18 protein-coding genes are annotated in these 15,733 nt (G+C 66.6%); 8 read left to right on the forward strand and 10 right to left on the reverse strand.

Annotated elements, in window-relative coordinates; genetic code table 11:
• Window positions 1-156: 156 nt before the first annotated feature.
• The 7 genes from ACFQ2S_RS17170 to purC all read right to left on the reverse strand — a co-directional run bounded on the left by ACFQ2S_RS17170 (window position 157) and on the right by purC (window position 6,932).
• Window positions 157-828, reverse strand: a complete 672-nt coding sequence (locus ACFQ2S_RS17170; RefSeq protein ID WP_386076321.1) for an HAD family hydrolase — start codon at window positions 826-828, stop codon at window positions 157-159.
• The gene (locus tag ACFQ2S_RS17175) at window positions 825-2,156 is read right to left on the reverse strand and encodes a sigma-54-dependent transcriptional regulator (RefSeq protein ID WP_386076323.1); all 1,332 of its coding nucleotides are present in this window, start codon (window positions 2,154-2,156) and stop codon (window positions 825-827) included. The genes ACFQ2S_RS17170 and ACFQ2S_RS17175 overlap by 4 nt, the downstream gene beginning before the upstream one ends.
• Before the next feature lie 31 nt (window positions 2,157-2,187).
• The gene (locus ACFQ2S_RS17180) at window positions 2,188-3,954 is read right to left on the reverse strand and encodes a sensor histidine kinase (RefSeq protein WP_386076324.1); all 1,767 of its coding nucleotides are present in this window, start codon (window positions 3,952-3,954) and stop codon (window positions 2,188-2,190) included.
• Between the two features lie 95 nt (window positions 3,955-4,049).
• Window positions 4,050-4,718, reverse strand: a complete 669-nt coding sequence (gene purQ, locus ACFQ2S_RS17185; protein WP_386076326.1) for a phosphoribosylformylglycinamidine synthase subunit PurQ — start codon at window positions 4,716-4,718, stop codon at window positions 4,050-4,052.
• 146 nt (window positions 4,719-4,864) lie between these two features.
• Window positions 4,865-5,515, reverse strand: a complete 651-nt coding sequence (locus tag ACFQ2S_RS17190; RefSeq protein WP_386076328.1) for a hypothetical protein — start codon at window positions 5,513-5,515, stop codon at window positions 4,865-4,867.
• A gap of 240 nt (window positions 5,516-5,755) precedes the next feature.
• The gene (gene purS / locus ACFQ2S_RS17195) at window positions 5,756-5,995 is read right to left on the reverse strand and encodes a phosphoribosylformylglycinamidine synthase subunit PurS (protein ID WP_386076330.1); all 240 of its coding nucleotides are present in this window, start codon (window positions 5,993-5,995) and stop codon (window positions 5,756-5,758) included.
• 175 nt (window positions 5,996-6,170) lie between these two features.
• Complete coding sequence (purC, locus tag ACFQ2S_RS17200) at window positions 6,171-6,932, reverse strand: phosphoribosylaminoimidazolesuccinocarboxamide synthase (RefSeq protein ID WP_089234082.1); 762 nt, start codon at window positions 6,930-6,932, stop codon at window positions 6,171-6,173.
• Between the two features lie 220 nt (window positions 6,933-7,152).
• Between purC and ACFQ2S_RS17205 the strand changes: the two genes are divergently transcribed.
• The 3 genes from ACFQ2S_RS17205 (at window position 7,153) to bmt (ending at window position 9,856) form a co-directional block, all read left to right on the forward strand.
• The gene (locus ACFQ2S_RS17205; RefSeq protein ID WP_386076331.1) at window positions 7,153-8,280 is read left to right on the forward strand and encodes a hypothetical protein; all 1,128 of its coding nucleotides are present in this window, start codon (window positions 7,153-7,155) and stop codon (window positions 8,278-8,280) included.
• Window positions 8,281-8,363: 83 nt separating this feature from the next.
• Entirely contained in the window at window positions 8,364-8,693 is a 330-nt protein-coding gene (locus ACFQ2S_RS17210; protein ID WP_386076333.1) for a DUF1476 domain-containing protein, read from the forward strand.
• Between the two features lie 155 nt (window positions 8,694-8,848).
• On the forward strand, window positions 8,849-9,856 hold the full coding sequence (gene bmt, locus ACFQ2S_RS17215) for a betaine--homocysteine S-methyltransferase (protein ID WP_386076335.1): 1,008 nt from the start codon (window positions 8,849-8,851) through the stop codon (window positions 9,854-9,856).
• Window positions 9,857-9,875: 19 nt separating this feature from the next.
• Here bmt and ACFQ2S_RS17220 read toward each other — a convergent pair whose 3' ends face one another.
• Window positions 9,876-10,967 (reverse strand): PA0069 family radical SAM protein, encoded by a 1,092-nt coding sequence (locus ACFQ2S_RS17220; protein ID WP_386076336.1) that lies wholly within the window; start codon window positions 10,965-10,967, stop codon window positions 9,876-9,878.
• Window positions 10,968-11,144: 177 nt separating this feature from the next.
• Between ACFQ2S_RS17220 and ACFQ2S_RS17225 the strand changes: the two genes are divergently transcribed.
• The 4 genes from ACFQ2S_RS17225 (at window position 11,145) to ACFQ2S_RS17240 (ending at window position 13,443) form a co-directional block, all read left to right on the forward strand.
• Window positions 11,145-11,852, forward strand: coding sequence for a corrinoid protein (locus ACFQ2S_RS17225; RefSeq protein ID WP_386076338.1), 708 nt, complete (start codon window positions 11,145-11,147; stop codon window positions 11,850-11,852).
• 43 nt (window positions 11,853-11,895) lie between these two features.
• On the forward strand, window positions 11,896-12,078 hold the full coding sequence (locus tag ACFQ2S_RS17230; RefSeq protein ID WP_386076340.1) for a hypothetical protein: 183 nt from the start codon (window positions 11,896-11,898) through the stop codon (window positions 12,076-12,078).
• Window positions 12,075-12,734 (forward strand): DUF1638 domain-containing protein, encoded by a 660-nt coding sequence (locus ACFQ2S_RS17235; protein ID WP_386076342.1) that lies wholly within the window; start codon window positions 12,075-12,077, stop codon window positions 12,732-12,734. The genes ACFQ2S_RS17230 and ACFQ2S_RS17235 overlap by 4 nt, the downstream gene beginning before the upstream one ends.
• A 79-nt stretch (window positions 12,735-12,813) precedes the next feature.
• On the forward strand, window positions 12,814-13,443 hold the full coding sequence (locus ACFQ2S_RS17240) for a lysozyme inhibitor LprI family protein (protein WP_386076343.1): 630 nt from the start codon (window positions 12,814-12,816) through the stop codon (window positions 13,441-13,443).
• Between the two features lie 12 nt (window positions 13,444-13,455).
• Here the strand turns inward: ACFQ2S_RS17240 and ACFQ2S_RS17245 are convergent, their stop codons facing one another.
• Window positions 13,456-13,881 (reverse strand): SufE family protein, encoded by a 426-nt coding sequence (locus tag ACFQ2S_RS17245; protein WP_386076344.1) that lies wholly within the window; start codon window positions 13,879-13,881, stop codon window positions 13,456-13,458.
• A 143-nt stretch (window positions 13,882-14,024) separates the two neighbouring features.
• On the opposite strand from ACFQ2S_RS17245, the gene ACFQ2S_RS17250 reads away from it, so the two are divergent.
• Window positions 14,025-14,504 carry a hypothetical protein gene (locus ACFQ2S_RS17250; RefSeq protein WP_386076345.1) on the forward strand — a complete coding sequence of 160 codons (480 nt, stop codon included), beginning with the start codon at window positions 14,025-14,027 and terminating at the stop codon, window positions 14,502-14,504.
• A 57-nt stretch (window positions 14,505-14,561) separates the two neighbouring features.
• On the opposite strand, the gene rnd is transcribed toward ACFQ2S_RS17250, so the two are convergent.
• Window positions 14,562-15,719 carry a ribonuclease D gene (gene rnd, locus ACFQ2S_RS17255; protein ID WP_386076346.1) on the reverse strand — a complete coding sequence of 386 codons (1,158 nt, stop codon included), beginning with the start codon at window positions 15,717-15,719 and terminating at the stop codon, window positions 14,562-14,564.
• Window positions 15,720-15,733: the final 14 nt, after the last annotated feature.

The raw sequence follows: 15,733 nt of genomic DNA on the forward strand, positions 1-15,733 counted from the left end.
AAATTTCTAGGTCCGCGAGACGCGACAAATGCGCTCGGAGAGACCGGTATACAGACCTTATCGACAGATTGTGGATGAATACAATCGCAAAGTGCGCGGGCGACGGTCGGAGCGACCGCCGGACAGTGCATTCGCAGCATTTTCGCGGGACCGGGGCTACACGAGCAGGCCGGCGGCGGCGACGGCGTCGGACAGGGTCCGGTGCACCGCCTGCCCGCGCTGTGGAACCGGGCGGTCGGGCGGACGGATGTCGGGGATCTGGTGCACCTCGCAGCCGGCCGCGAGCGCCGAGGCAACACCGGCGTCGCTGTCCTCAAAGGCAAGGCAGTCGCGGCTGTGCGCGCCCGCCCGTTCCGCGCCGATCAGATACGGTGCCGGGTCCGGCTTGTTGGCCGGCACCGCGTCGCCGCCGACCACATCGAGGAAATGGTCGAGCAGCCCCGCCTCGCCCAGGTGGCTGCGGGCCGTGACGGTCCGGGTGGAGGTGACGACCACCATCGACCAACCTGCCCCGGTCAATCGCTCCAGCACCTCCGCGACGCCCGGCTTGAGCGGAATCCCCCCGGCAAGCCGCGCGCGGACGCCGGCATCCCAGCTTTCCCGGAAGCGCTCCAGCCCGATCTCCGCGGGCAGGTAGTCGCGCAGAAGCCTCTGGCAGATCGACGAACTCAGGCCCACCATCGACAGGCCGAAGGACTCCGCGTCTTCCAGACCAAGGGCGCGCGCCTCCTCCACGAAAACCTCGAAGACCGGGCGTTCGGTGTCGAGCAGCAGCCCGTCCATGTCGAAGAGCAGCGCGGCGCCCGCACCCGGCCTCGGTCGGCTCACAGGTAGTCGGACCTCTGCAACCCGTACTTCGCCATCTTCTCGTTGAGCGTCCGGCGCGGCAGGCAGAGCTCGTCCATCACCGCCACGATCGAGCCCTTGTGGCGGCGCATCGTGTTGTCGATCAGCATCCGCTCGAAGGCTTCCACGTATTCCTTGAGCGGCTTGCCTTCGGTTGTCATCACCGGCTCCACCGTCTCGCTCTCGGCCATCAGCAGCGAGGCGATGGTGCCCGAGCCGCGCCGCGACTGCAGCACCGCCCGCTCGGCCACGTTGATGAGCTGGCGCACGTTGCCGGGCCACGGCGCCTGGAGAAGCTGTGCCGCTTCCTGCGCGCCAACCTGCGGCGCGTCGCAGCCGTATTCCTCGGCAAATTGCTCGGTGAACCGGGTGAAGAGCTGCAGGATGTCCTCGCCACGCTGGCGCAGCGGCGGCAGCGTGATCCGCATCGCGGCCAGCCGGTAGAACAGGTCGGGCCGCAGCATGTCCTCGCAGGTCTTGCCCTGCTCCTGAAGGTTCGACACCGCGACGATGCGGGTCTCGGCTGGCGTGCCCTGGTCGTTGATGAAGGTCAGCAGCCGGGCCTGCACGGCGGGACTGAGCGCCTCGATATCCTCGAGGCAGAGCGTGCCACCACGGGCCTGCTCTACAAGTGGCAGGACACCGGCATCCGGCTCGCCCTCGAACAGTTCGCGCCCCGCGACTTCGTCCGGGAATGCGCCGCATTGCAGCAGGACAAAGGGCTTGGAAGCCCGGGAGCCGACGGCATGCAGCGCATGGGCAGCCAGCGTCTTGCCGGTGCCGGTCTCGCCGTCGATCAGCACGTGGCCGTCGGCCTGGCCGAGATCGAGAATATCCTCGCGCAGCCGCTCCATCGCCGGGCTGGCGCCGATCAGCTTGTCCATGATCTGGGTGCCGCCCGACAGGTCGCGCCGCAGCGCCCGTGCGTCGAGCGCCAGCCGGCGCTTCTGTGTCGCGCGCTTAGCGAGCTCGGTCATCTTGTCGGGGTTGAAGGGCTTCTCGAGGAAATCGAAGGCGCCGAGCTGCATCGCCTCCACCGCCATCGGCACGTCGCCGTGACCGGTGATGATGATCACCGGCATCGCACTGTCCTGGCTCATCAGCCGCTTCAGGAAGGCGATTCCGTCCATCCCCGGCATGCGTACGTCGGAGACGACCACGCCGGGATAATCCGGCCCGATCCGCTTCAGCGCGTCCTCTGCCGTGGCGAAGCTCTCTGTGTCGAACCCGCTCAGCGCCAGCCACTGGCTGATCGACTGCCGCATGTCCTGCTCGTCATCGACAATCGCGATCTTCATTGCCTTGGCCATCGACTCACCTCCCGGAGAAAGTCACTCTCACTCATTCTGCAGCGCGCACGCCGCTTGGCGTCCTGCGGTAAATCGGCAACCGCACTTCGAAGACTGCGCCGCCGCCCGGTGCATTGCGCGCCGTCAGGCGACCGCCGAAGTCGTTCACGATCCCCGAGGAAATAGCAAGCCCGAGGCCTACGCCGTCGCCCGGCTGCTTCGTGGTGTAAAATGGCTCGAACAGGGAATCGAGGTCGGCAATTCCATGCCCGTTGTCGCGCACGCTCAGCGTCGCCGTCTCGCCCGCCCAGAGCGTCAACTCGATCGTGGGCTCGGGCGATTGCTTGGTGGCGTCGAGGGCGTTTCGGAACAGGTTGATGAAGACCTGCTCCAGCCGCAAACGGTCGGCCAGCACCATCACCGGCTCGGCCGGCATCGTGCGGATGATCGCCACGTGCCGGGTCTTGAGCTGCGGCTCCATCATGGTCAGCGCCGAGGACACCGCCTCGCGCACGTCGAGCGGCTCGAAGGCCTCTGCGCCCTTGCGGGCATAGGATTTGAGCTGCCGCGTGATCGCGCCCATCCGGCCGATCAGGTCGTCGATCCGCTGGAACGAGCTTAGCGCCTCCTCCGGCCGCCGGCGCTGCAGCAGCAGCCGAGCCCCGGCGAGATAGGTCTTCATCGCGGCGAGCGGCTGGTTCAGCTCGTGGCTCACTGCCGCCGACATCTCGCCGAGTGCTGCGAGCTTGGAACTTTGCGCAAGCGTCTGCTCGGCAACTTCGAGGCTTTTCTCCGCCCGCTCCCGATCCGCGATCTCGCGCTGCAGCCGCTGGTTCAGCTGCCGCAGCTCGGCGGATTCCCGCTGAAACAGGATCGAGCGGGACTGCGCCTTGCGGCTCATGAAGTAGAACGCGGCCGCGAGCAGCAGCGCGAAGCCCATGATCTCGAGCGCCAGCACGCCATTCACCCGCTCGCGGATCGAGCTGTAGGTGGTGAAGCTGCTGATCCGCCAGCCCTGGAACGGGATGCGCCCGTCGGAGCGCAGCACGGCCTCGCCGAGGATGTAGGCATCTGGCATGGTCAGCGACCAGTCGGTGGTGGCGTGCAGGGCGCGCGCGATCGCCGAGGGCGGAGAGGTCTGGGCCAGCGCCTCCTCGATGGTGCGCCCACGCCAGCGCGGCTCGGTGGCCAGGATGATGGTTCCCTCGCTGTCGGTCACAAGAACCGCGTCTGCGATCCCGGCCCAGCTGGTCTCGAACTTGTGAAGATCGACCTCGACCGCGATGACGCCGATCACCTGGCGTTCCGAGGTGATCTTGCGCGCATAGGTGAAGCGCTTGGCCCCGCTTTCATGGTTGAACACCGAAAAGATCGTATCATTGGCACGCAGCGCCTCGACAAAGAAGGTCTCCTGCCGGTGCTGGCTGCCGATCTTGTTGCGGTCGGTCGCGGCCACCGCCCGCCCGTCCCGATCCAGCAGCAGCAGAGAGGCGGCGCCGATTTCATCGCGGAAGGAGATCAGGCGCTGCGAGCTCTGGGAAAAATCACCGGAGTTCAGCGCGTTGATCAGCGCAGGATCCTGCGCGAGCAGCAGCGGCACCACCGAGTTCCGCTGCAACTCGCTGATCACGTTCCCCGAGTAGAGCGCCAGCCGAAGCTCGGCCCGATTGCGCGTGGTCTCGGTGAAACGGTCGGTGAGCCAGATGTTCGTCCCATAGAGCGTCACCCCGGCCAGCAGAACGATCACCAGGGCCACGACGCGCAGGCGCCACGGGTCCGGGAGCTCGGCATTGTCCGGCGGAGACTGGGTTTCTGACATGGTTGAAAGTTAAGCGAAAACGCGGACAAACCCAAGAGGCGCGTGACGCAGGGGCAGCGCCGCCGGGGAAATACGAATGGCCGGTCTCATTGCCGTCAGGCGGCGACCAGCGCCTCGCTCAGCCCGGCGAAGAGCGCAGCCCCGTCGGTACCACCGTGCAGCGGGTCCACCGCGCGCTCCGGATGCGGCATCATGCCGAGCACCCGACGGTTGGGCGAGAGCACGCCCGCGATGTCGGCAGCGGATCCGTTGGGGTTGTCGAGATAGCGGAAGGCCACCTGCCCTTCGCCGTCGAGCCGCGCCAGCGTCTCGGCATCGGCCTGGTAGTTGCCGTCGTGATGCGCGATCGGGATCGTGATCTCGGCACCGGCGGTGTACTTCGAGGTATAGGCGGAGTCTGCCATTTCCACTCGCAGCCCCACGGGCTTGCAGACGAAATGCAGGCTGGCGTTTCGCATCAGTGCGCCGGGCAGCAGGCCGGTTTCCAGCAGGATCTGGAAGCCGTTGCAGATTCCAAGCACATGCCCACCCTTCTCGGCGAAGGCTTTCACCTCCCGGCAGATCGGTGCGTTGGCGGCAATCGCGCCGCAGCGCAGGTAGTCGCCAAAGGAGAAACCACCGGGAAGGCCGATCACGTCCAGCCGCTCGGGCAGAGCGGTATCCTTGTGCCAGACGCGATGAACCTCGAAGCCAGCCGCTTCGAACGCCACCGCGAGATCGCGGTCGCAGTTGGAACCGGGGAAGGTGACGACGGCTGCGCGCATGGGGATCTCCTGTCCTGCTCGACGCGGGGACGCGCCCGGATGCCGGTGTGCGCTGCCCGCGATCAGGGCAATAAAGCACCCTTCGCAGGCGTCAAGCCCGGGCGGACCTGCCGCGCGGGCTCTTGCCGGATCGATCCCGGGTCTGTTCAGGCCGCGCGGCGCCTGCGCGCCATCCAGCCCGCCCCGAGCAGCGCGCCGCCCAGCAAGGACAGCGAGCCCGGCAGCGGCACTTGGGAGGCCACGAGGTAGCTCAGGTCGTCGAAGGCGGTTTCAGGTCCGCTGAGCAGGATCGAGCCGATTGTGACGCTCGACAGGAAGCTGAACTGCACCATCGTCCCGTTTCCCGGGCCGAAGCCCCCGGTCTCGGTGAACGTGCCGATCGAGTTGCCGCTCAGGTCGAAGAACTCGAGAACGTCGTTGCCCGAACCGGCAGCGGACGCCCAGCCGCCAAACCCGAGGATCCCGCCGATCCCGGTGAAATCGAGCTCGAACCCGCCGAAGCCGGCGATGGTGCCGAACTTGGTGCCGGAATTCGGAACGATCGCGGAGAAGCCGCGGAAATCCGTCCAACTCCCGGCATCGACGGACCACAGTTCATCAGAGCTCGGCGTTACAGCGACGTCGCCGCCGAAAATCGTATTCAGGACAGCTCTTCCACCAGCCGTTCCTTCGAAATCCTCCACGGCATCGGGCGTGAACCCGCCGGGATTGACGACAGCCGCTTCGGCCGCCCCGCCAGACGCCAGCGCAAGGAGCGCCAGCGAGACTATTGCTGTCGAAAGTTGTCCGGAATTCATCGTCCTGCTCGGCTCCTCATTGCCAGCTGCACGGTCGTGCCGCCGTGCTTCATCGCGTGCCAAAACGTTAGCGGTATTCCGCGGCATGGGAACAGGAAATTTTCAAGAGGGAGAAGATTTTGGAATCCGGATGGGGCGCCCGCCACAGGCACCCGCTACGGCCCAGCCCAGAGGGAACATTCTTACGAAAAGACAAGCATTGTCCCGGCAACAGAACTCGAAGCCCGCCGAGCCTGGCGGTCAGAGGATTTCGACGCCGTAGCTCTCAATCACCGTGTTGGCGAGGAGCTTCTCGCACATGTCGCGGACGGTCGCCTCGGCCGCGGCGGCATCGGTCTCGGCCAGATCCAGCTCGATCACCTTGCCCTGACGCACGGCATCCACACCCGCGAAACCAAGCGCTCCGAGCGCCGATTTCACGGCCTCGCCCTGCGGATCCAGAACCCCGTTCTTGAGCATGACGGTCACTTTCGCGCGCATCGGCTTCCCCTTTTCAACTGTTCCCGCTCCCTTCGCGCGCGGGCCGGACGGTGTCAAGCATCCTCGCCAAATGCGATCTGTCAGCCCCCCCTTCATGCGAACGGCCGGGCCCCTTTTCGGAACCCGGCCGTGAATGCGGCGCGGAACCGCCCGATCATCTGACCAGCGTCGGCTTTCAGTTGATCAGGGTCGGCTTCCCAAGAGGCGCACCGTTCTGCGGCAGCACGCCAAGACGACGGGCGACCTCGGTGTAGGCGTCCGCAAGGTTGCCCAGATCGCGGCGGAACACGTCCTTGTCGAGTTTCTGGCCCGTCTGGACGTCCCACAGCCGGCAGCTGTCCGGGCTGATCTCGTCGGCGACCACCAGACGCATGTAATCGCCGTCCCAGATCCGCCCGATCTCGATCTTGAAGTCGATCAGCTTGATGCCGACGCCCATCATGATTCCGGAGAGGAAATCGTTCACACGCAGCGCCAGCGCCACGATATCGTCGAGGTCCTGCTGCGCGGCCCAGCCGAAGGCAATGATGTGCTCCTCGGTGACCATCGGGTCGCCGAGCGCGTCGTCCTTGTAATAGAACTCGACGATCGGGCGCGGCAGCGGCGTGCCCTCGTCGATGCCAAGGCGCTTCGAAATCGATCCGGCGGCGACGTTGCGAACCACGACTTCGAGCGGGATAATCTCAACCGCACGAACGAGTTGCTCGCGCATGTTGATGCGCTTGATGAAGTGCGTGGGCACCCCGATGTTGTTCAGGCCGGTCATGAAATACTCGGACAGGCGATTGTTCAGAACCCCCTTGCCCTCGATCACGTCCTTCTTTTCGGCGTTGAAGGCAGTGGCGTCATCCTTGAAGTACTGAACCAGCGTTCCCGGCTCCGGTCCTTCGTAGAGAATCTTGGCCTTCCCTTCATAAATCTTCTTGCGGCGTGCCATGGAATCCTTTCAACGGCCCCTCTGGGAACTTCCCGGAGCCGGTTTCGAAATGCCCTATACGTCAAGCCTGACCTTGCCGCAAGCATCCGCCTCTTTAGGCACTTGACGCAGGGCCGTTGGCCGGTTGACACCACAGGACGTCGTGCATGACCCTGCGGAGGCGCAGGGATCGCCAGCGACGCGGGTTCTCGGCCGCAAGGCCGCAGGGAGACAGGTGACCATGACCGAGGATTTCGCCCTCATCGACTTTGCCGTATCCGCTCGGTCCCCGGCGGAGATTGCAGCCGCGCTCGGCCACATCCGCGCCGGCGAGACGGGAGACCGGGCCGCCGCGGCGGGGTCCCGGGTTGGGTTCCTCTCGAAGCTGCTCGGCCGCAGGCGCGGCCAAACCTCGCGCCCCGAGCGCAAGCCACGCGGCAAGCCCCTGATGATACAGCCGGATGGCACGCTGGGCCCGGGGCCACTGACGCGACTGATGCTGACCGACATGGGATTCGGCTCCGCCCGGAGTCCGGTGCGCCTGACCGCGCCGATCGGCGCCGGAGGACTGACCCTGATCGAGTTCCGAGAGGCCGACGGGGAGATCTCTCCGATGTGTCTCGCACTGAGCGATGCGATGCGCGGCGACGAGGTTTTCTACTTCCGCTATTCCGGCGGCCGCCACCCCGGCGCCCATTTCGCCTTTCACGTCTATCAGGACGGTCGGACCACCCGTCAGGCCGTATCGCGCAGCGACGACGGCACGGCGCCCGAGGCCGACTGGATCGGCACGGATTCCGGGATGCCGCATCCCCTGGAGACCGACAGCCTGCCACCTCCGGGAACGCCGGCTTCCGAAGTTATGACTCCGGTGCGTCAGGCGGCGATTCTCGAGGCGCTCGGTATCGATCCGGAGAGCCTGTTCGACGAGCCGGAGGCGGGAGCCCTGACGCTGGAGCTGTCGGACGCCCCCGGCGGGTTGCCGCTGTCCTCGGCCGAGGCCGTCCTGGCCGCGAAGCGCAAGGCGCTGATGACGGGAGGCCCGGTCCACGCTCCGGAGCCCCCGGAAGCCGCGCCGCCTCGCCCCGCGCCACCGCCCCCACAGCCCGAACCCGCCCAGGCCAGGCCAAACCAGGCCCCGACCTGGGAGGAAGAGGTCACCCAGCTTCTCGTCGAGGCGGTCGAGGCCGCGCTGCCGCCGGAACAGCAGATCGGCTGGCTGAATGCGCTGACCGCCAGGCTGGTGGCAGGCGATGTCGACGCCGCTCTGGAGGAAGCCCGGCAGATGATTGCGGCAGGCAACCGCCCGCTGTCGGTCAAGCATTCCGCGGCCGCGCGGCTGGCGGAATTGTTCGGCCGCGGCGCCTAGGGCGGCGGGTCGCACTAGGCAAGATCGCATCCTTTACATACATTGGAATCGAAAGAAGATTTCGGACGGGAGGCCAAATCACCATGACCACATTCGACGAACGGGAACATGCCTACGAGGCGAAGTTCGTGCATGATGCCGAGCTGGAGTTTCTGGCCCAGGCGTATCGCAACAAGCAGATAGGTTTCTGGGCCGCTGCGTTGATGGGCATGAGCGCCGAGGAGGCGGTGCGCTATGCCAAGGACATCATTGCCGTCGACCTGCAGACAGCCGGGCATGAAGATGTGGTCGCAAAACTGAAGCAGGATCTCGGCGATCTGCGACCGGAGAACAGAATTCGCGAGCGGATGGCCGAATTTCTGGCTGCGGGGCGCGAAAAAGCGCGTGCCGGCCAACTCAAGTCCATGCTCTGAGTGCCTCGAATCCCGCGAATGCCGGCACGCTCCCGTCGGGGCGTGCTCGGGCGGCAGCGGTCTTCGGCAATCGGATTTGCCTCACGGGCCGGATCGTGAGAAGAGCGCGACACCGGGTCGCCACGGGCGGCCGCTAAGCGAACGGACCTTCCGCCATGACTGACGCCCTTTCCCGACTGCTTGCTTCCCGCGACTGGCTGATGGCCGACGGCGCCACCGGCACGACGCTGTTCAACATGGGCCTTCAGTCGGGCGATGCGCCGGAGCTTTGGAACGCCGATCATCCGGACCGGATCCGCACGCTCTATCGCGGCGCGGTCGAAGCCGGCAGCGATATTTTCCTGACAAACACCTTCGGCGGCACCGCCGCGCGGCTCAAGCTGCACGAGGCGCAAGGCCGGGTCCGGGAACTCAACCGTCTGGGCGCCGAGCTTGGCCGCGACGTGGCCGATGCCGCAGGGCGGACGGTGGTGGTGGCGGGGTCCATGGGGCCAACCGGCGAGATCATGGCGCCGATGGGGCCGCTGACCCACGACCGCGCCGTGCAGATGTTCCACGAACAGGCCGAGGGGCTGAAGGAGGGCGGCGCCGACGTGCTCTGGGTGGAGACGATCTCGGCGCCGGAGGAATACCGCGCCGCAGCGGAAGCCGCGAAGCTCGCGGGCATGCCATGGGTCGGCACGATGAGTTTCGACACGGCCGGCCGGACCATGATGGGTGTGACTTCGGCCGACATGGTGACCCTGGTGGGCCGGCTGGACCATCCACCGCTCGCCTTCGGCGCGAACTGCGGGGTGGGTGCGTCGGACCTGATGCGCACGGTGCTGGGCTTTACCGCCATGGCGCCGGAGATCCCGGTGGTTGCCAAGGGCAACGCCGGCATCCCGAAATACGTCGACGGGCACATCCACTACGACGGCACGCCGGAGCTGATGGCCCGCTATGCGGTGCTGGCCCGCGATGCCGGGGCAAGGATCATCGGCGGTTGCTGTGGCACGACGCCGGAGCACCTGAAGGCGATGCGCGCGGCGCTGGAAAACACGCCGCCCGGCCCGCGCCCGACGCTGGAGCAGATCGCGGCCGAGCTCGGTGGGTTTTCCTCGGCCAGCGACGGAACCGGCGAGACCGTCGAGCCCCGGACCCGGCGCCGCCGCCGGAGCTGATCGCCGCTGGTCGCCAATTTCAGAACAGGTTGAGCTGGTCGCCCGGCTGCGGCGGGACATGGAACAGGTCTGTCCGCAAGTCGGGGGCCGGCCCTTCCAGACCGAGGCGCCGGGCGGCCAGACGGAACCGCTGCTGTAGCAGAGCGGCATAGGTTCCCTGTCCGGTCATCCGCGTGCCCCAGTCCGACCGGTAATCCTCACCCCCGTGGGTCTCGCGCACCCGCGCCATGACCCGCGCTGCCCGATCGGGGCGCGCCTCCGCCAGCCACTCGCGGAACAGCTCCGACACCTCCAGCGGCAGGCGTAGCAGGATCATGCTGGCATGGCTTGCGCCCGCATCCCGCGCCGCGGCCAGGATCGCCTCGATCTCGTGATCGGTGAGCCCCGGGACGATCGGCGACACCGAGACGGACACCGGGCAGCCCGCGCGCACCAGCGCCTCGATGGTGCGGAGCCTGTGCGCGGGGGACGGCACCCTCGGCTCCATTGACCGGGCGAGCGTGGGATCGAGCGTGGTGATCGACAGAGCCACCCGCGCCAACCCCGCCTGCCCCATCTCGCCTAGCAGATCGGCATCGCGCTCGACCAGCGTGCCCTTGGTCGTCACCGTCACAGGATGGCGAAAGGCGCTCAGCACCTCCAGGCAGCCCCGCGTGATGCGACGCTCCCGCTCGATCGGCTGATAGGGGTCCGTGTTGGTTCCGAAGGCGATCGGCGCGGGTCGGTAGCGCGGGCGCGATATCTGCCGCCGCAGGATCTCCGGCGCGGCGGGCTTGGCGATGAGCCGGGATTCGAAATCGAGGCCGGGGGACAGGCCGAGAAAGGCGTGGGTCGGCCGGGCGAAGCAATAGATGCAGCCGTGTTCGCAACCGCGATAGGGATTGACCGAGCGGTCGAAGCCGATGTCGGGCGAGCTGTTCCGGCTCAGCACCGATTTCGGGTGCTCTACCGCGACTTCCGTGCGCAGCGGCGGCAGCGCCTCAAGATCCCCGATCCAGCCATCCTCTACCCGGTCGCGTCCGTGGCGTTCGAACCGGCCGGGGCGGTTCGAGCGGGCGGCGCGGCCGGCAAGGCGGCGTTGCGGGAGATTTGCGGCGTCATCGGCGGGCATGAGGCAAATCTAGAACATAAAGTGAACATCAGACAAGGGGGCCACCCTGCTTACCTGTGCTCAGGTCGGTAGCGACAGTGCGCATGTCGCAATCGGTCGCGTGCGAGGGCCAAGTTGCGTAGAATTCTAGGGATCAGCCCCCGCGGCCTTCCCGCCGCCCCTGCCTGGAGTGCCGACATGTCCGACGAGGAAGACGACGAGATCATCCTGTCCGAGCTGGAAACCGAGGATCTCGTGCTTCAGATGCACGACGACCTCTACGACGGCCTGCGGGAAGAGATCGAGGAAGGCGTCAACATCCTTCTGGAACGCGGCTGGTCGCCTTATGACGTGCTCACAAAGGCACTGGTCTCCGGCATGACAATCGTCGGCAACGATTTCCGGGACGGCATCCTGTTCGTGCCCGAGGTGCTGCTGGCGGCCAACGCGATGAAAGCCGGCATGGCGATCCTCAAGCCACTGCTGGTTGAGACCGGGGCGCCGCGGATGGGCAAGATGGTGATTGGAACGGTCAAGGGCGACATCCACGACATCGGCAAGAACCTCGTCTCGATGATGATGGAGGGCGCCGGCTTCGAGGTGGTGGACCTCGGGATCAACAACCCGGTGGAGGCCTATCTCGAGGCCGCCGCGCGCGAAGAGGCCGACATTGTCGGCATGTCGGCGCTGCTGACCACGACGATGCCCTACATGAAGGTGGTGATCGACGCGATGGTGGCGCAGGGCATTCGCGACGATTACATAGTGCTGGTGGGCGGCGCGCCGCTGAACGAGGAATTCGGCCGCGCCATCGGCGCCGATGCCTATTGCCGCGATGCCGCTGTTGCGGTGGAAACGGCCAAGGATTTCATCGCGCGCAAGCACAATCAGATGGCCGCGGGCTGAAAATCGGCCCACGGGCTCTTATCTCGGGAGCAAGGAGACGACCATGCCCCCGAGACACTTCTTTACCCTGATCGCGCTTGTCCTGCTGGCCGCCGCCCTGACGGTCGCCCTGCTCTTTGCGGGCGCGGGCCAGGCACCCACCATGCTCGGGATCGCAGTCATCGTCGCTCTGGCGCTGCGCCTGGCGCTCTGGCTCCGGCAGCGGCGGGACGACAGCCTCCGATGAGCACGCCTGACGACACCACCCTGACGCACGAGGGCATGGCAGCCGGCAATCCGGCCGGCGGTGCGCGGCTGCTCGTGATCGGCTGCGGCGCCATCGCCCGCGAGATCCTTGCGCTCAAGGACGCCAATGGGTGGGACCATCTCGAGCTGACCTGCCTGCCGGCGATCCTGCACAACCATCCGGAACGGATCGCGCCCGCCGTGGAGCAGGCGATCCGCAAGCACCGGAACGACTACGGCACGATCTTCGTCGCCTATGCCGATTGCGGCACCGGCGGGCTGCTGCAGGACGTCTGCGACCGGCACGGGGTGGAGATGATCGCCGGGCCGCATTGCTACAGCTTCTACGAGGGCAACGCGCGCTTCGCGGAGACGTCCGCAGACGAGATGACGACCTTCTACCTGACCGATTTCCTCGTCCGTCAGTTCGACGCCTTCGTTTGGCGCCCGCTTGGCCTCGACCGCTACCCGGAACTGCGCGACACCTACTTCGCCCATTACACCCGGCTGGTCCATCAGGCCCAGACGGAGGACCCAGGCCTGACCGCCAAGGCACAGGACTGCGCCGCGCGGCTGGGTCTTGCCTATGAGCGTCGGTTCACCGGCTATGGCGATCTCGAAACCGCCATCGGCGCGGTGTCCGGCGCGACCCTTTAGAAGCGCCACTCCCTGTTTGAGCAAGCTGTCCGCCGTGCTAGGTCAGAGCACGAAACCATGCCACATGGAGACCCATCCCATGCACCGAAGCCTTGCGACATCCATCCCCCTCCTCGCCCTTGCCGCCTCGGGCACGCTGGCGCAGGAAGGGCCGTCCTTCGATTGCAGCAAGGCCGAGACCTCCGCGGAGGAACTGGTCTGCAGCGATTCCGCGCTGGCCGCGCTCGACCGCCGGGTGGCGGAGCGCTACGCGGCGGCGCTGGAGGCGGCGCGCGGGCTCGGTGCCGGGGCGGCTGAAGCGGAGGCGGATCTCAAGGCCTACCAGCGCGGCTGGATCGGCGGACGCGACGAGTGCTGGAAGGCATCGGACGGGGATGTGCGGGCCTGCGTCGAGGCCTCATACCTGCGGCGCGAAGCCGAGCTGGTGACGCAATGGATGCTGGAGCCGCCCCGTTCCACCGCCTTCTGGACCTGCGGCGGCAACCCGGCCAACGAGGTCGTCACCATGTTTTTCGACACCGAACTGCCCAGCCTGCGCTTTGAGCGCAGCGATTCCATCGACACCGGGACGTTGGAGCGCACCGGCTCGGGCGCACGTTATGCCGGGAGTTTCGGGCGGGAGATCTGGATCAAGGGCGAAGCCGCTACGTATCGGGAGCCAGACCCGGACGGCACCAGCTACGACTGCGAACTGGCGCGGCAGGAGTAACGCGGCAGCAAGTCAGGCCGCGGCCTTTTCCGCCAACAGGCGGATGCGCTCGATCATCGCGCGCAGACCGTTGGAGCGTTGCGAGGACAGGTGCTCGTCCAGCCCGAGGCGCTTGAGCTCGGCCGGCGCGTCCACCTTCGTCACCTCGGCCACGCTGAGGCCGGAATAGAGGCTGACGAGGATCGCGATCAGGCCGCGCACGATCATCGCATCGCTGTCGCCGCGGAACCGGAACACCGCGCCCGGCCCCTCGCCTTCGATCTCCGGCACCAGCCAGACCTGGCTGGCGCAGCCCTCGACCTTGGTGGCCGGCACCCTGAAACTGTCCTCCAGCGGGTCCATCGCCTTGCCCATGTCTATCACATGGCGATACCGGTCTTCCCAGTCATCCAGGAATTCGAACGTCTCGACGATGTCCTCGAAGGCGTCGCGGGCCATGGCGTGCTCCTTTGTCTCGCGCCAGAACCTAGGCTGACAGCGCCGCAGGGTCCAGTGGCGGGGACACCGCGACGCAGGCTTTTCATCTCTCTCGCTTTTCGGTAATCGGAATGCCAGATGAGCAGGCACGGCGAGGACCGATCATGAAAGCGCAGATTGTTGCCGGCGTAATCGCCGCGCTGGTCCTTACCGGTTGCCAATCCCGCCTGAATCCGGGGAACTGGGGCTGGTTCGGAGGCAGCCGGTCGGCGCCAACGCTTGAGCCCGAGGACGGCTACGACCAGAACGCAGATCTTCGTCCGCTGGTTGAGCAGGTGGTGTCGATGTCGGTCGAGCAGACCCCGGGCGGCGCAATCGTGACCGCAACCGGCCTGCCGCCCACACAAGGCTATTGGAAGGCCGATCTGGTCTCCGCCTACGAGACGGTGACCGGCGCCGTCGCCTCCAAGGACGGAGAAATCCGGCTCGAATTCCGGATCGTGGCGCCGCCGACGCCAAAGCCTGTTGGCGCTGCGCGCTCGCGGGAGGTAACGACCGCGCTGTTCCTCACCGATCAGACGCTGCGCAATGTGCGGCAGATCACTGTCGTCGGGCAGGCCAACGCACGTAGTTCCAGCCGCTGAGAAAGACCGACAGCCTCTGCCCCACCGGGGATGCAGAGGGTGCCTCGGACCAGGATATCAGACGTCGATGATCGCAACCGCCTGGCCACGGGCGGCCAGGGCGATGGCGCCATTGCAGAGCCGCAGCGCATCGGCGCCGAACACCTCGTGACGCCAGCCCTTGAGAGCCGCGCCGTCGCGCTGTCCGGCAGCAATCGCATCCAGCTCTGAAGCAGTGGCGATCAGCTTCTGCGCCACGCCCGTCTCTTCGGATTTCGCCTTCAGCAGAACCCGCAGCAGGTCGGCCAGGGCCGGGTTGACCTGCAGCTTCTCGCGGCTGGTGTCCGCCACCGGCTGATCGGCCTGCGGCGTCTCCAACCCGGCGGCGATGGCGGCCAGAATGCCGTCGGCAATCGGGCCCTTGCGTCCCTCGCGGGTCAGCAGCCGCGAGCGGCCGAGATCCTCGGGCGTCCGCGGCTTGGTCGAGGCAAGTTCCAACAGGGCGTCGTCCTTGAAGACCCGGTTGCGGGGAATGTTGCGTTGCTGCGCATAGGATTCCCGAAAGGCGGCCAGCTCGCGCGCGATGGCGAGGAAACGGCCGGAATTCGTGCGTGTCTTGAGCCGCTTCCAGGCTTCGCGGGGTTCAATCAGGTAGGTCGCCGGATCGGTCAGGACCGCAAGTTCCTCCTCGACCCAACGCTGGCGGCCGGAGCGCTCCAGATCGCGGGCGAGATGTTCGTAGATCACCCGCAGGTGCGTGACGTCGGCCAGGGCATAGGATTGTTGCGCTTCCGACAGCGGACGGCGAGACCAGTCGGTGAAGCGTGACGACTTGTCGACGCTGGCCCGCGCGATGCGGCGGACGAGCGTCTCGTAGCCCACCTGCTCGCCGAACCCGCAGACCATCGCGGCGACCTGGGTGTCGAACAGCGGCTCGGGAAAGACGTTGCCCTCGTGGAAGAAGATCTCGAGATCCTGCCGCGCGGCGTGGAACACCTTTACCACCGAGGTGTCACGGAAGAGGTCGTAGAGCGGTTCGAGCGACAGCGCGTCGCCCCCGGCGATCGGATCGACCAGCACCGCCTCGCCATCGTTCGGCAAGGCCATCTGCACAAGGCAGAGTTTGGAATAATAGGTGCGCTCCCGCAGGAACTCGGTGTCCAGGGTAACGTATGGCCCGCTCCGAGCCGCCTCGCAAAAGGCAGCAAGCTCTTCGGTCGTAGTGAGTGTTCGCATTCAGACGGTACTTG

The organism is Tropicimonas aquimaris, from assembly GCF_042676185.1.
GTDB classification, from domain to species: Bacteria; Pseudomonadota; Alphaproteobacteria; order Rhodobacterales; family Rhodobacteraceae; genus Tropicimonas; species Tropicimonas aquimaris.

What these genes read in the sequence shown, in the direction of transcription:
- ACFQ2S_RS17230 (WP_386076340.1), top strand. Translation starts at nt 11,896, where the DNA reads ATGCCCCCGAGACACTTCTTTACCCTGATCGCGCTTGTCCTGCTGGCC.
- ACFQ2S_RS17180 (WP_386076324.1), bottom strand. Translation starts at nt 3,954, where the DNA reads ATGTCAGAAACCCAGTCTCCGCCGGACAATGCCGAGCTCCCGGACCCG.
- ACFQ2S_RS17175 (WP_386076323.1), bottom strand. Translation starts at nt 2,156, where the DNA reads ATGGCCAAGGCAATGAAGATCGCGATTGTCGATGACGAGCAGGACATG.
- ACFQ2S_RS17240 (WP_386076343.1), top strand. Translation starts at nt 12,814, where the DNA reads ATGCACCGAAGCCTTGCGACATCCATCCCCCTCCTCGCCCTTGCCGCC.
- ACFQ2S_RS17190 (WP_386076328.1), bottom strand. Translation starts at nt 5,515, where the DNA reads ATGAATTCCGGACAACTTTCGACAGCAATAGTCTCGCTGGCGCTCCTT.
- ACFQ2S_RS17250 (WP_386076345.1), top strand. Translation starts at nt 14,025, where the DNA reads ATGAAAGCGCAGATTGTTGCCGGCGTAATCGCCGCGCTGGTCCTTACC.
- purC (WP_089234082.1), bottom strand. Translation starts at nt 6,932, where the DNA reads ATGGCACGCCGCAAGAAGATTTATGAAGGGAAGGCCAAGATTCTCTAC.
- purS (WP_386076330.1), bottom strand. Translation starts at nt 5,995, where the DNA reads ATGCGCGCGAAAGTGACCGTCATGCTCAAGAACGGGGTTCTGGATCCG.
- ACFQ2S_RS17225 (WP_386076338.1), top strand. Translation starts at nt 11,145, where the DNA reads ATGTCCGACGAGGAAGACGACGAGATCATCCTGTCCGAGCTGGAAACC.
- purQ (WP_386076326.1), bottom strand. Translation starts at nt 4,718, where the DNA reads ATGCGCGCAGCCGTCGTCACCTTCCCCGGTTCCAACTGCGACCGCGAT.
- bmt (WP_386076335.1), top strand. Translation starts at nt 8,849, where the DNA reads ATGACTGACGCCCTTTCCCGACTGCTTGCTTCCCGCGACTGGCTGATG.
- ACFQ2S_RS17220 (WP_386076336.1), bottom strand. Translation starts at nt 10,967, where the DNA reads ATGCCCGCCGATGACGCCGCAAATCTCCCGCAACGCCGCCTTGCCGGC.
- ACFQ2S_RS17205 (WP_386076331.1), top strand. Translation starts at nt 7,153, where the DNA reads ATGACCGAGGATTTCGCCCTCATCGACTTTGCCGTATCCGCTCGGTCC.
- ACFQ2S_RS17210 (WP_386076333.1), top strand. Translation starts at nt 8,364, where the DNA reads ATGACCACATTCGACGAACGGGAACATGCCTACGAGGCGAAGTTCGTG.
- rnd (WP_386076346.1), bottom strand. Translation starts at nt 15,719, where the DNA reads ATGCGAACACTCACTACGACCGAAGAGCTTGCTGCCTTTTGCGAGGCG.
- ACFQ2S_RS17245 (WP_386076344.1), bottom strand. Translation starts at nt 13,881, where the DNA reads ATGGCCCGCGACGCCTTCGAGGACATCGTCGAGACGTTCGAATTCCTG.
- ACFQ2S_RS17235 (WP_386076342.1), top strand. Translation starts at nt 12,075, where the DNA reads ATGAGCACGCCTGACGACACCACCCTGACGCACGAGGGCATGGCAGCC.